Raw genomic sequence first — 14,546 nt, 5'->3', positions numbered from 1 at the left:
ATATTTTATTTTTCTACAATAAAAAGCCCACATTTATTAGCTAGTTCAATAGTTTTTTCTAGCTCAATAACAATCACTTTCTCTTTCTGTATTGCTACCCCTTTATAACCATAACTAGCTAAATTATTTATTGTCTCTGGTCCTATTGTAGGTATATCAATTCTAGTATCTTGTCCCTTCTTCATCATTTTAACAAGTACCCCACCTGTAGAATTTTTGCGTAAATACGAACATCTTTTTATTAAATTATCTGTACCTTCTGCTGCTTCAATACCTATAATATATCCATTATCAACAATGACTGATTGCCCTACATCAAGCTGTCCTATACTATCTAATAGTTTCATGCCTAATTCGATATCTGTATTATCTATTGATGATGGAGCAATCCTGGTCTTAATGCTATTATTTGCACTCAATATTTCATAACTAGAAACTACGTTAAACCCTTTTTCTTCTAGGAAATCTGTCACTATACTAAGAAGTTTATCATCTCCTAAAAATTTTTGTTTTAATATACGAGCAAGTAACCTTGAACCCATTAAATCTACTTTAATTGCTTTTAAATTAGGACGTTTTACACCACCAGCAAGAATTATATTTTTTACATCATATTTACGAAAATACTCAATTATTGGTTTGACCATACCAATTTTAAAAAATTGGTGGGTAAGATCCTTATATAATGTCGGATCTGCTTCTCCTTCTAAAGCAGCGATATAACACTGTCCTCCTTGTGTAATAAAACTTTCAGCTAGTGAGATTGGCAATAAACCATTTCCTGCTATAATTCCCACTATACTAAAAGGATTAGAAAAATTAGAATGTAAAGCTATGGACAAATCTACCTTACGCATATTTGGGTCATGCACATTTTTTATAGTCAAAGGATTTGAAGAGTGGGAACGATAAACAAGGGAGAAGAAGCGAGTACAACGTACTCTTTGTATGTGAGTACGCAAATACCACCAAACTTTGTGAATCCAATTTTTGAAAATAGAAGAGTGTATTTGCCACATTTTAGCTATTTGCCTTATCATGATCGACTTGTCGTGGTTGACAAAATACTCTGGTACTATCCTGCTTTATAAAAGCGATAATTTGTTCTACAATATGGTTACCTTTATATTGCTTTGAAACTTTCTCAACTTTATCAGTAAAAATACCTTCGCTAACAAAAATATCATCTATAGCTTTTATAGTATCAAGCGTTTCCTGATTATCAAAGCCACGTCTTTTCATTCCAACTAAGTTTATTCCTCTAAGAAATGCCCTTTCATTTATAGCTAGCCCAAATGGAATTAAATCTTTCTCCACTGCCGACATGCCACCGATTATCGAATGTTGTCCTATACGTACGAATTGAAGAACAGCAGACAGCCCTCCTATAATAGCATAATCACCAACTTTAACATGACCACCTAAGCTAGCATAATTTGCAAAAATCACATTATTTCCTACGGTGCAATCATGTGCTATATGTACTCCAACCATAAATAAACCATTATTACCTACAGTGGTAACCATCCCACCACCTTTACTACCAGCTTGAATAGTTACATATTCTCTAATAGTATTATTACTACCTATGATAACCTCTGACTTTTCTCCCTCATACTTAACTATTTGAGGGGGTTGACCAATAGAAGCAAATGGATATATAACTGTATTAGCACCAATTTTTGTTTTCCCCTCTATAACTACATGTGATTTTAGCTCAACATTATCTGCCAAAACCACCTCTGATCCAATAGTACAAAAGGGACCTATACTGACATTTTTACCAATTGAAGCTCTTGGATCTACTATGGCAGTTGCGTGTATAGCTGGTAAGCCCATCATTAATTCCTATTTTTAACCATTGCCGTAAATTTGCTTTCTGCAACTATCTGCTCATCAACTTTAGCATTACTTGAGAATTTCCAAACAGAACCTCTATTTTGCTCTATTTTAGCATAAATATGTAATGTATCACCTGGCTCAACAATTTTACGAAATTTTGTCTCTTCAATAGACATAAAGAAAAACTCTTTATCTTTTATAGAGTAATTCATTGATTTTGCTACTAAAATAGCAGAAAGCTGAGCCATAGCCTCAACAATTAAAACGCCGGGCATTATTGGTTTTGTAGGAAAATGACCAGTAAATTGTGGCTCATTAACAGTAACATTTTTGATGCCAACAATTGATTCATTAAGCTTAAATTCTAGCACCCTATCTATTAATAAAAATGGATAGCGATGAGGTAGCATTTCCATTATTTCTATAATATTAATCTTCATTTATATTCCGTTTTTTATAAGCTGTTTCATAATTACTGATTGTTTATGCCAATCTCTAATCGATACGGCAGGGTATCCACCAACTGTTACTCCTGATTCAACATCTTTTATAACACCGGCTTTTGCTGCTACTTGTACTTTATCACCCAGTACTATATGTCCGGCTAGTCCTGCTTGCCCTCCAAGAGCACAATATGCCCCTATTGTAGTACTACCTGATATACCGACCTGTGCAACAATAATCGACCCCCTTCCTATTATAGCATTATGTCCTATCTGCACTAAGTTATCTATTCTACATAAATCTCCTATCACTGTATCATTTATTGATCCCCTATCAATAGTAGTATTACTACCTATTTCAACATTATTACCTATTTTAACTATACCTGTATGGAAAATTTTCTTGTGAACCCCTTTATCTGTTGCAAAACCGAAACCATCTTGTCCAATTCTTGCTCCAGGTAATATTACCACATCATCACCTATTATGCTGTAACTTATTGAAACATTTGAGTATATTAATGCTCTATTACCTATTACCACTCCATAATCTATAATCGTCCCAGATTCTATAACGCAATTATCACCTATTACAACATGATCTTCAATAACAACATTATGTCCTATATAACAATTATTTCCTATAGTGGCAGAATCCGAAATATAGGCAGATTGCATAATTTTGTTAGGATAAGTCTTTGCTTTACTATAGAACAAATCCACTAATTTTGCATAAAAGAAATACGGATTCTTTACTTTTAATAATATTGTTCCATTGTTAGATTCTTGTGAAAAATTCTCTGGAACTATGCAGCATGAAGCTTTAGTGCTTTGAAATTGGGTAATATATTTGCTATTACTTAAAAAAGTTATATCACCAACATCAGCCTCTTCTAAAGATTTAACATCATGGATTAACAAGTCAGTGAAACATGATATCTCAGCATCTATTAACTTTATAATTTCTGATAATTTATAAGAGGCAGATTTCTTATAAAAGCGTGAATTTATCATAGTTAGTTATTTTTATAAAATGATGAGAACAGTATAAATGTATGACGGGAGTAGTATAAACGTCAGTTAAAAAATATTCAAGTTTTCTTACAACAATTTATATGGTATAATAGTATTATATAAACATTTATACTTGAATTTCTTTAGTTTGTCTGATATGTATTATCTCGGATAGGTGTCCGAGTGGTTTAAGGATCTAGTCTTGAAAACTAGCGTACGGGCAACCGTACCGTGGGTTCGAATCCCACCCTATCCGCCACTTCCGTACGAGTTGTCGTTTTTTCAAAAATATCGAACGGGAAACGCAGAGAGGTCTCAAGTTTTTTGCCATTCAGTTCAAGGTTCTGAAATACGAATTTTATCATTTTGCGTTTTTGAGGCATTTCAGAACCTTTGAAAGTTTCATAAGCTTCAGAAGCTAGAGTTATAAAGGTTGAGACGGTATCAGTAAATTTGTCATCTGCTTCATCATAAATTTTTAATAATCGATTAATTTCATATTGACGATCTTTTAATTGTTGTTTTTTTGCTTGAAATTCTTCTGTACTCAATTCACCATTAAGTCGTAAATCTATTAATGAGTTCAATCTTTTTTCGTTTTCAGTATGTTCTTTCTTTAAACAACTGCCTTAGACGATTAATTCTATTAAGGTTAAGAACCGATAAAGCCGGGATGGCACCTTAAAATTCTGATTCTGTTAAATCGTCTCCAATGGGTATAACTTCCTCTACATCTTGAAATATATCAGGAATATCTAGACATTCGGAATCACTACCAAATTTCTCAAGAACTGCTAGTGAAGCCTCATAGTTCTTTGCTCCTCCAATAGCATGTAAAATATGGCTTTTAAGTGTAGAAGCTTCACATGTTTCCTGTATATTTAAAGCTGAATTAATGGACAATAATGCAGATTCATAGTTATCAAGACCTCCCATATCATATAAGATACGACTTTTGTCATACAAAAATGTAGCATTCTCAGGGTCTAATTTAATAGCTTCTTCAATAGTTGACAATGCATGATTATATTCACCTTGATTATTCAGAATAACACTTTTATGGTATAAGAATGCAATATTCTTATGCTCTGTATCTAATTTAATAGCTTCTTCAATAGTTGACAATGCAGCATCATACTTATCTTGATTATTCAGAATAACACTTTTATGGTATAAGAATGTAGCATTCTCAGGATATAATTTAATAGCTTCTTCAATAGTTGACAATGCATGATTATATTCACCTTGATTATTCAGAATAACACTTTTATGGTATGAGAATGCAGCATTCTCAGGGTCTAATTTAATAGCTTCTTCAATAGTTGACAATGCAGCATCATACTTATCTTGATTATTCAGAATAACACTTTTATGGTATAAGAATGTAGCATTCTCAGGATATAATTTAATAGCTTCTTCAATAGTTGATAATGCATGATTATATTCACCTTGATTATTCAGAATAACACTTTTATGGTATAAGAATGCAACATTCTTATGCTCTGTATCTAATTTAATAGCTTCTTCAATAGTTGATAATGCAGCATCATACTTATCTTGATTATTCAGAATAACACTTTTATGGTATAAGAATGCAACATTCTTATGCTCTGTATCTAATTTAATAGCTTCTTCAATAGTTGACAATGCATGATTATATTCACCTTGATTATTCAGAATAACACTTTTATGGTATAAGAATGCAACATTCTTATGCTCTGTATCTAATTTAATAGCTTCTTCGATAGTTGATAATGCAGCATCATACTTATTTTGATTATTCAGAATAACACTTTTATGGTATAAGAATGCAGCATTCTTATGCTCTGTATCTAATTTAATAGCTTCTTCAATAGTTGATAATGCAGCATCATACTTATTTTGATTATTCAGAATAACACTTTTATGGTATAAGAATGCAGCATTCTTATGCTCTGGATCTAATTTAATAGCTTCTTCAATAGTTGACAATGCATGATTATATTCACCTTGATTATTCAGAATAACACTTTTATGGTATAAGAATGCAGCATTTTTATGCTCTGGATATAATTTAATAGCTTCTTCAATAGTTGACAATGCAGCATCATACTTATTTTGATTCTTCAAAATAACGCTTTTATGGTATAAGAATGTAGCATTCTCAGGGTCTAATTTAATAGCTTCTTCAATAGCTTCTAATGCTCCTGTGCCACTACCTTCTTGTTTATTGAGAATAATACTTTTGTAATACAATAATTTAACATTGTCAGGCTTTAATTTAATAGATTCCTCAACAAATGATAATGCCTTCCCATACTCACCTTGTTTATATAGAATATTAATTTTGAGAAACCAGAACTGCTCATTGTTAGAATTCAATTTTATAGCTTCTTCAATAGTAGCTAACGCTTCTGCATGCTCATCTTGCTTATATAAAATCATAGATTTGTAAAACAACAACATATCATTGTTAGAATTTAATGTAATAGCCTTCTTAATAGACTTTAACGCTTCTTCAGTACTACCTTGTTTATCCAGAATAATAGTTTTTCTTAACCATAGTTGATCATTGTCGGGATTAAATGTAATTGCCTTTTCAATAGCTTCCAATGCTTTTTTAAGTTTACCTTGCCTTTCTAGAACAATACTTTGATGATGCAAGAATTTAGCATTATTGGGACTCGAGGCAATATGCTGATTAATGATTTTTAACGATTTTTCACAGTCTGACTTTTCTACGCAAGATAGGTCGTATTTTTGTTTGTAGATTGGATTTTTTGATTTGGAATAAACTAATGCAGAACGAGATAAACTATTTGGAGTTATATTGTAGTTGTATGAAGAATCAGGTACTAAAGATCTCTCCATTCTGTGTGATATACTATCATTCTTTCCTGTGCTATGATCATTAATATCTAGAGCATTGAAATTAATAGGGCTAGCACTAACAGAATTAGGGAATAATTGCATAATACTTAAAGTACTTAAAGCAACCCACCCAAACCCAGTTATATCGTTCTTGTATATATTGCTCTTATTTGAAGTATCATTTACAAGTGGACCCAACATGTTGTCATGCCCCTGTGATGTTGTGCGTAATGTTTGTGCTGTATTATTATTGTCGTGCGCGCTAAGCTTAGATTTCTTATTTTGGGGCTTTTTAGTAATGGATTTGTAATGAGGATCTTTATATTTATATTGGGGTCGATTTTGCTCACTTTTGCGATTATTACTAAACATAATTTTACTCCATATTTGATAATAGAATTTTAATTAAAAATGATTTTCTAGAATTAGTCAAGTCAAGTGCAATAAATAATTTATAATCATGGTAATAATTTTTATTAACATGTGCTTAAGGATGGTAATCGAGACCTAATGGCTCTACACCATAATGAGATTTAACATCGTTATCTCCTGGATATGGATTGAAACTATCCAGCTTGTTTAAATTAGATTTTACATCTGAGAGCATTTTTTCTGCGAATTTATAACCACCAAGCGAGATACAATCCTCAAAAGATTTTAATGCATTAGTCCATTTATTTCGTTCGAAGAAGATCATACCTTCAATATAAGCGATTTCTGGACTAGGCTTAAGATTTAAACACTCACTAACATAATTCAATGCATTTTCCAACTCTTCGTTTAGCCATAAAATTATACCCTTAAGACAATTAGCGTAGTAGCCTGTTTTTTGTATATTTAAAGCATTATTAACTGATTCTAACCCTTTCTGGTACTCAAGATGCTCTTTATATGTAAAAGCAAGGGAAACATATATAGAATATAATTTATCCAGATGATTATGTGCTTTAGCGTAGGTTAAAGCATTGTTAAATGCCTTTATTGCATCATCATATTGCCATAATTTTCTAAAAATAACACCTTGAATAAAATATGCATCATCTGTTTCATTTTCCTTTAAAGCCTCATTAATCTTTTGTAACGATTGTCTATACTCTTTTGATCGCAATAACTCAACACTATCATTATAATGTTGAGTATATTTAGGAGTTACTACTATCGATGGATTAATACTAAGGGTTGTTTCATTATAATATATTTCGGGATTAAAGGTCTCTTGAGAATTTATTTGCTCATCAGACACTAGTATTACATCTCGATGTTTGCCTTGTTCTGTTAATAAATTAATTAGTGCTTTATATGCATCATCAGTTTTCTGGATTTTTATCGATTGTTTGAACGATATTTCTGCTTTCATATAATTACCTTTTAACTCATGGATGGTACCAGCAAGAAGATACGCATCATAGGATTCTTGTATTGCATTAGCAGTTTCAGTAGAGTTCAATGCCTCTTCCAAATGTCTTTCTTCTGACTGAGTCTCTTCTGACTGACTCATATTATATAAAATTTGAGCTTTACGATAATATATTTCATTCGTTCGTTCAATGCTTATCGCGTTTTCAACAGCTTGTAATGCTTCTAAATATTTGTTTTGCTTCTCTAAAATTATACTTTGGAGGTGATATGCCTCATAGGTTGGACTAATTTTGATAACTCTATTAATAATCTCTAATGCCTCATCTGTATATAATTCTTCTGACACTAAGAGCTGAGCTTTAGTAAATGAAATATCATAATTTGCATTTTTATTTTTAAGGCACGATAAAGCGTTATCAATAGATTTGATTGCATCTGAATATCTGCCTTGATGTTTTAAGATAATAGCCTTAAGATAATATGCTTCATATGTTTTATTGATACTTAAAGCCTTATCAATAGCATCCAATGCATTTATCTTGCCTGTACGAGCAGCAATAACAGCTTTGAGATAACAGGATTCATAGCTATTGCGATATATTAAAGCTTGCTCTACGGCCTCTAATGATTGATTATAATCAGCCATACTATTTAAGATTTTAGCCTTGAGATAATAGGCATCATATGATTGATATACAGCTAAAGTTTCTTTTATACTGCTTAAAGCTTGACTATACTGACCATCCCGTACCAAGATTTTAGTCTTGAAATACCACGCCTCATAGGATGAATTTATACTAACAGCTGCACTTATGCTTTCTAACGCATCCTTGTAACGAGCAAGAGATACTAAGATTTCAGTCTTGCGATAGAGTGCATCATAGGTTTGGCTTTTATCTAAAGCCTCATTTATTGCACCTAATGCATAATCATGATTACCAATATTTAATAAGATTTTGGCCTCAAGATACAACGCTTCGTATGTTCTGCTTTGATCTAAAGCATAATTTATGTATGCTGATGCTTCGTCATACTGACTAAGTGCCACTAAGATTTTGGCTTTGTGAAAAAACGCACTATAGGTTTTTCTTTCAGATAGTGCTTTGTCTATTGATTCCGATGCATCATCATACTTACCAAGCTTCTCTAAGATTTTGGCTTTGTAAAAAAACGCACTATAGGTTTCTTTTTGAGACAGTGCTTTGTCTATTGATTCCGATGCATCATCATACTTACCAAGATCTACTAAGATTTTAGTCCTATAATAAAACGCGTCATAGGTTTGTTCTTTAGACAGAGCATTGTCTACTGCTTTTAATGCCTCCCCATTCTGATTTAGTTTACGTAATGTTTGAGCTTTACGAAAATATGCCTCATAGGTTGGATTAATTTCAATAGCACTATCCAAAAATTTACGCATATCTTCATATGCTTTGCGACGCTCACACATCACCACTTTCATATATAATATATTGTAATTTTTTGTATCTATGAGAATTTCATCAATAATTGATTCTGCCTCTGTATATTGATGATTCATATATAACAGTAGACTTCTTACGTATAATGCGTCATAAGTTGGCATCATCTCAATAGCCTTATTCATGGAATCCAAAGCTTTGTCTTCACCTATTTTATTGGCATTTACACCATCACTATAATATTGCTCAAAATTTGGAGACATATTTTGAGCTTTAGTAAACGATTCTTTTGCTTCATCATTTCTATTTTGATGTTTTAATATTTTACCTCTTATATAGTGTGCTTTTGAGGTTTCTTTGATACTCAGAGATTTGTCTACTGCCGTTAATGCATTCGTATATTGTTTTAGTAGTGTTAAAATGTAAGCCTGATTATAATAAAAATTATTATCATTTTGTTTAAGATTAATAGCACTATTAATTGCATCTAATGCATCTTGGTAATTACCTAGATTTTTCAATATATCGCTTTTGTAATAAAAAAACTTAGACCTACTATCATTCAATGCAATAGCATGGTTAACAGCATCTAATGCAGCTCGCAAATTATCTTGTTCTTTCAAGATAATAATTTTTTGATAAAAAAGTTGATCACTATCAGGATTCAGCCTAATTGCCTCATCAATAGCATCTAGTGAACCTTGCAAATCATTTTGTTTTTCTAAGATAATACTTTTTGTATAAAAAAATTGTGCATTATTCTTATTCAGTTTAATTGCCTCATCAATAGCCTTTAATGCCCCTTTATAATTACTCTGACATTCTAAGAGAACGCTCTTTGTATAAAAAAATTGATCATTTTGACTATTCAATTCAATCGCACGAGTAATAGCTTGTAATGCAGCTTTATAATTACTCTGGTATTTCAAGATAATGCTTTTCTTATAAAAATATTGATCATTTTGATCATTAAGTTTAATGGCAGTGATAATAGAATGTAACGCATCTTTATAATTACCAACCTTTTCTAAAAGCTCACTTTTCTTAAAAAACAATTGATCGTTTTTAGGAGCTAATGTAATAGCACGTTTTATGGTAGCAATTGCATCCTCATATTTAGAAAGACTAGCATATGCATCGCTTTGTTTTACTAGTGTGTCTATCCTATTTGTACCAGGTAAACGCTTTGAGTTTGACTGATATGCTATTTGTTTTTTCGTTTGAGAGCTAGATGTTGCGTCACGCGGCAAGCGTGCTAGAATGCTAGCTACATGATAGTCATGCGGGATATTGTCATTATATGTAACATTATTAATATCAGTGATATCTGTTGCATTAACAGGAATATCAACAACAGATTGAATATATGACAATAATTGTGCAAAAAATGCAATATTATACATGAGCATAGATATTACCACTATATAAATATTATTTTAACAATAAGCCTATAGATTAAGATAAGTTGGCTTGGAAAGTAGTAGAATTTGCAAATGACAAAACCCTAGTGTATTATTTCTAAACTCAAGATGAAATAAAAATTATTACAAAACTCTACTTTACTTGTACTATATTATCCAAATTTATCCTACGTATTTTTCCAATTGTTTCCACTATAAACACTCCTTAAAAAATATTAACAATATTAATTTTTTGGAGATATTGTTACTTATTTAGGGGGTCAATTTTCATTACAATTTTTCCTTCAAATGGGTCAATAGTTGATTACAATTTACAAAGTAATAAGTTCTTATTATAGCGACCTCGAAAAATTTTGTTGCATAAATTGACCAAGAGCCGTTTCCACATGAGTTTTTTATTTTTTTCATTGACATTTATTACAGTTGCTTTCTTAATCTATCTTGTGAAATTAAAAAATTGCTTAGTGGACATAAAATAAGGAGTATAATGATAATAGAATTAAAAACATCTTGATAGAGAAACTTATGGAAAATACCTTAGAAAGGATTGCTAACCTGGATATTGCATGATGAATTATCAGTAAATCTTTCTATCCCTTGAGTAATAAAGGTTACGAGATTAAATTTGATAAAACTCAAAAATACAATTTGTATTTTTGTATAATTCCTCTGAACCCCTTATATTACAAGGGGTTCATAGGTGAATTTTGCTACCTTCATGCAATATCCGGGCTAAAAAATATTATCAGCACGCATTTAGCCTAAGTCATGATGACAATTTTAAGGCTGCCGCTTTAGAAAAAATTGGCAATATTATGGTTAATACTGCTGCTCAGGGACAAAATTTTATTACCAGATCACAGGAACATGATTTTTACAATTATGACCTGGTAAATGAAGAATTTACCAAAAATTTACTTGGCGAGGTAGTTGAAAAATGTGATTTGTATTGATAAAGATGACGAAGTAGTTTTATTGCAAGTATACGTTGTTTGATAAATTATTATTTAATCTTAGATGGATCAACTGTATAATAATTAGTTATACGATCAGAAAATTGTTTTAACAAGAAGCTTATAGTAAAACTTGAATATTGTCGTAATACGATATAATATTTTGAATAAAATTATCAATTTTATTATGCTTTACTACGATGTAAGCCTTGTATGTTAAGGTTTTTATGAATTTTCTAATCCAGAATTCGGGTTAGTATTATTATGAAATACAATATTAAAAAATGTTCAAATAAAGATAAACAGATTAAGAACCATTGAAATAAAAAACTATTACAAATAATCTATTAACTTTGGAAGGTAAATTTATGACTAAACTTATAAAACCTACTGACTTTATTAGAAAGCTACAAGATAATGAGAAATTGACCAAAATAAACCTTAGAAACTATAATATCAATAGTAATGATCTTAAATTACTTAGTGGGGCTTTAAAAAATAATAAAACGGTAACACATATAAATCTACATAATACTAATATTTACGATGATGGAGCAAAGATAGTTGCAAAGTTTTTGCAAAACAACACAACCGTAACCAAAATAGATCTAAGTAATAATAATATTAGTGATGATGGGGCTAGACAACTTGCTAAGGCTCTAGAAATTAATAGCACTTTATCCGAACTAAGGCTTGATGATAATATTCTTAGTCATAATGTAGTAAAAGAACTTGTGGAAATGATAGAGGCTGGTAAGATTGTCAGTACAATAAGAATTAGTAGTATTGAAAATAATAGTGTTATATCAGATGTGTTAGATGTTTTAATTGTGGGTTTAACACAAATATAAAAGACTAAAAGTGTAATTATCTGAAGTAGTTGAAATTAAACTTATATTTTAGGTGAATATTTCCTAGATTTGAGGGTCTATCGAGTCTATCAGAAAGATTGTGAATTATAAGATATTTTTGGACAGAACCCAAAATCCAATTATATATACTAGTATTTTTATGACTTTAAAAATTCAGATATGTCAATAATGGCAGCAAAATAATCGTCATCAATGACATTTTCTGATACACCGTTAACATGGATTAACACAGGTCGACAAGAATATCCTTTAGGATACTTTAATAGACTAATTTTTTTCTGCATCTCATTGATTATTGAAGAATCGATATAGTTCTTAGAAAACTTAATTTCACAAATATAAAGGGTACCAAACTTTGTTTGAATTAGGTAATCAATTTGACATCCAGGATAACGAGATGTTTTTCGTTGATAAAATGGATTTTCTGAAATAATATCCTCAGGCTTAATATTTAAACTTTGATGGATGATGGTTCTATTATTTAAAATAAGGTTTTCAAATTGAAGACCCATAATTATATTCCATTCAGCAAGTGAGGTTAAAGACTTAAGACTATAGCTATTACGGTTAATCTTGCTTAAATTCTTATGTATATACTTTAGGTAGAAACGTAAATAGTTATCACTTAGACGATATTTACTTAATTTAGAGTCAATTCCTGATTTAATATCCCAGGTGTGATCTCGGGTAATAAAACCTGATAGCTCAAGTTCTAAAAAATATTCAGATATTCGCCCCCCAGGGTCTATATTTAAAATATTGCATACCTCATTTCTTTCTTTAGAACCGCTAACAAGTACTTCCACAATCTTTTGATAAACTGCACTATCCCGTAAAAATAAATCTGAAAATATTTGTCTAAACTCTTCCACTAGGATGGCTCCTTTTGTAAAGCAAAGATGTTTGATATTTTCTTCTGCTGATAATTTAGGGTTAATCTCTTCTAGATATTTGGGAACACCTCCTGTAATAGCAAGAACTTTCAGTTTCTCGTAAGCTGAGATGTTGCTAGACCAAAAGTGTTGGCAATCTATTAAAGGTAATTCTCCTAATGTTAAACTATATGAAATACGTCCAACGAATCCTGTACTACTTAGCAAATTCTTTTCAATCCATGCCGCAGCAGAGCCACATATAACAAATATAAGTTGATCGTTCTTTTTTAAATGATTATCCCAAAAATTTTTAATCTTTCCTAAGAAAGTTGGCTCTTCCGCAGCCATCCAAGAAATTTCATCAAATAATAATAAACACTTACCTGTCAATAGGCGTTCACCAACTGCCCATAACGCATCACTCCAATCATCGTACCTAGCATAGGGTGCTTTGAATTGCTGGGCTATTTGTCTTGAGAATTCATTAAGCTGATCCTTAGCTGTTACCCCTTTTTCTGGTGACAATCCTTCAAAACTATAAAAATTACTAAACTGTTTGCTAAATTCTTCAATCAACCGACTTTTGCCAATTCGTCTACGACCTTTAACTACAATGAAAGAGGCTAGTTTCTTTTTGCTAATTGCTGTAAGTCTTTCCAATTCCTCGTGTCTACCTAAAAATTTAACCATAGTACTCGATCCTAAAATTAACAAATGCTTATATTCGGATCCATTATATAACGCACATTTGGATCCGTAAATACTAATTTTGTTATTTGTGGATATATTAGTGAGATAGTACACACTATAATCAAATGATTTTGTATACCCATTCTTTAAAAGGCTTATTCTTATACAGAATTAAGGTTAAAATAGCAAATTTTTCAATAAGCACCTGTTTTTTATAGCTTTCTGATTGAATCTCCAAAATTGTTGAATTATGAAATGTCAAGTATGATTTTATTTAATCCTTGATTATTTGTGCTTTATTATAAAATTTACCTTGCATATCAAATATTTGTACTACTCCTTCTGTGTGAATATCGTGAGCTTTTTCAACCATATATTTTTGCTGTGGTGGAAACCATTATAGAGAATGCTACAATGGGTTACTAAACAAATAAAAATTGATAATTCTGGCTATTATTCTTTTGTTACTCTATTACCAGATGGTAAAATAGAGGCGTTTAAAGAGCGTCTGCAGGAATTGTTACTTAATTCTACTAGTTTTCATCAAACAGGAGCAAAGAAAGCAGAACTGTTTTATAGTGGCTTTATGCTAGGCTTTATTAATATGTTAGCTCATAATTATATAATATCATTCCTAAGCTTTTTGCTAGTTCAACTAATCCTATTTTTGGTCTTAATTATTTTCTGATTTAAATTCATTTTAATCTCCATTTAATAATTTGTTTATTTTACTAAATGTAAGATTAAATCTCAACTACTTCACACAATCTTTCTGATAGACCCTCGTATTTTCTTAACCGAATGAC

Annotated in this window: 10 protein-coding genes and 1 tRNA gene; 4 read left to right on the top strand and 7 right to left on the bottom strand. The window is 31.0% G+C overall.

Annotated features, from left to right (window positions below; all coding sequences use genetic code 11):
- Positions 1 to 5: 5 nt before the first annotated feature.
- The 4 genes from ACQH1V_RS05470 to lpxD all read right to left on the bottom strand — a co-directional run bounded on the left by ACQH1V_RS05470 (position 6) and on the right by lpxD (position 3,299).
- Positions 6 to 857: an LpxI family protein gene (locus ACQH1V_RS05470; RefSeq protein WP_341749463.1), complete on the bottom strand. Its 852-nt coding sequence runs from the start codon at positions 855 to 857 to the stop codon at positions 6 to 8.
- Positions 858 to 1,020: 163 nt separating this feature from the next.
- Entirely contained in the window at positions 1,021 to 1,839 is an 819-nt protein-coding gene (lpxA, locus tag ACQH1V_RS05465; RefSeq protein ID WP_094649354.1) for an acyl-ACP--UDP-N-acetylglucosamine O-acyltransferase, read from the bottom strand.
- A gap of 2 nt (positions 1,840 to 1,841) precedes the next feature.
- Positions 1,842 to 2,282, bottom strand: coding sequence for a 3-hydroxyacyl-ACP dehydratase FabZ (gene fabZ / locus ACQH1V_RS05460; RefSeq protein WP_094649353.1), 441 nt, complete (start codon positions 2,280 to 2,282; stop codon positions 1,842 to 1,844).
- A complete protein-coding gene (lpxD, locus tag ACQH1V_RS05455) occupies positions 2,283 to 3,299 on the bottom strand; it encodes a UDP-3-O-(3-hydroxymyristoyl)glucosamine N-acyltransferase (protein WP_425360111.1) in 1,017 nt (338 codons plus the stop codon).
- 169 nt (positions 3,300 to 3,468) lie between these two features.
- Between lpxD and ACQH1V_RS05450 the strand changes: the two genes are divergently transcribed.
- Positions 3,469 to 3,558 (top strand) — tRNA-Ser (locus tag ACQH1V_RS05450).
- 422 nt (positions 3,559 to 3,980) lie between these two features.
- On the opposite strand, the gene ACQH1V_RS05445 is transcribed toward ACQH1V_RS05450, so the two are convergent.
- The gene (locus ACQH1V_RS05445) at positions 3,981 to 6,521 is read right to left on the bottom strand and encodes a tetratricopeptide repeat protein (protein WP_425360110.1); all 2,541 of its coding nucleotides are present in this window, start codon (positions 6,519 to 6,521) and stop codon (positions 3,981 to 3,983) included.
- A 115-nt stretch (positions 6,522 to 6,636) separates the two neighbouring features.
- Positions 6,637 to 10,338, bottom strand: coding sequence for a tetratricopeptide repeat protein (locus tag ACQH1V_RS05440; protein WP_425360109.1), 3,702 nt, complete (start codon positions 10,336 to 10,338; stop codon positions 6,637 to 6,639).
- Positions 10,339 to 11,057: 719 nt separating this feature from the next.
- Here ACQH1V_RS05440 and ACQH1V_RS05435 point away from each other — a divergent pair.
- Together ACQH1V_RS05435 and ACQH1V_RS05430 are read left to right on the top strand one after the other, a co-directional pair.
- Positions 11,058 to 11,303 (top strand): hypothetical protein, encoded by a 246-nt coding sequence (locus ACQH1V_RS05435; protein WP_425360108.1) that lies wholly within the window; start codon positions 11,058 to 11,060, stop codon positions 11,301 to 11,303.
- 368 nt (positions 11,304 to 11,671) lie between these two features.
- Complete coding sequence (locus ACQH1V_RS05430; protein ID WP_425360107.1) at positions 11,672 to 12,154, top strand: hypothetical protein; 483 nt, start codon at positions 11,672 to 11,674, stop codon at positions 12,152 to 12,154.
- Positions 12,155 to 12,312: 158 nt separating this feature from the next.
- Here ACQH1V_RS05430 and ACQH1V_RS05425 read toward each other — a convergent pair whose 3' ends face one another.
- Positions 12,313 to 13,740 carry an AAA family ATPase gene (locus ACQH1V_RS05425; RefSeq protein ID WP_341759839.1) on the bottom strand — a complete coding sequence of 476 codons (1,428 nt, stop codon included), beginning with the start codon at positions 13,738 to 13,740 and terminating at the stop codon, positions 12,313 to 12,315.
- 406 nt (positions 13,741 to 14,146) lie between these two features.
- Between ACQH1V_RS05425 and ACQH1V_RS05420 the strand changes: the two genes are divergently transcribed.
- Complete coding sequence (locus ACQH1V_RS05420) at positions 14,147 to 14,428, top strand: hypothetical protein (protein WP_425360106.1); 282 nt, start codon at positions 14,147 to 14,149, stop codon at positions 14,426 to 14,428.
- The last annotated feature ends 118 nt before the right edge of the window (positions 14,429 to 14,546 follow it).

The sequence above is a fragment of the Candidatus Tisiphia endosymbiont of Ceraclea dissimilis genome, assembly GCF_964030735.1.
GTDB lineage: Bacteria > Pseudomonadota > Alphaproteobacteria > Rickettsiales > Rickettsiaceae > Tisiphia.
This window is presented reverse-complemented; position numbering and strand designations above follow the sequence as displayed.